This is a genomic window from Arthrobacter sp. 179 (genome assembly GCF_052379645.1).
Taxonomy (GTDB): Bacteria; Actinomycetota; Actinomycetes; order Actinomycetales; family Micrococcaceae; genus Arthrobacter_H.
In genome coordinates, this window is the sequence record NZ_JBQSYU010000068.1 from 1 (window position 1) to 387 (window position 387).

The 387-nt window shown below is 63.6% G+C and carries 1 protein-coding gene; it reads left to right on the top strand.

Going from position 1 to position 387, the window contains the following annotated elements; translation table 11 throughout:
* A partial coding sequence (locus tag ACT3UE_RS15805) for a cbb3-type cytochrome c oxidase subunit I (protein ID WP_444567032.1) occupies positions 1–387 on the top strand: 387 nt, incomplete at both ends.

Here is a 387-nt window from a genome sequence, read left to right on the forward strand (position 1 = left end):
ACCTCTTCGGTTCCACCATTGCCATGGCCGGCTACATCACCCCGCAGGGTGCCGCTTCCTTCGGTTGGTTTGCCTATGCGCCGCTGTCGAATACGACGTTCAGTCCGGGGGTCGGCGGTGACCTCTGGGTCTTCGGTCTGGCCCTGTCCGGCTTCGGCACCATCCTGGGTGCGGTCAACTTCATCACCACCATCATCTGCCTGCGTGCACCGGGCATGACCATGTGGCGCATGTCGATCTTCAGCTGGAACACGTTGATCACTTCACTGCTGATCCTCATGGCCTTCCCGCCGCTGGCCGCCGCCCTGTTCGGCCTCGGTGCCGACCGACGCTTCGGCGCCCATATATACGACCCCGACGCCGGGGGACCGGTGTTGTGGCAACACT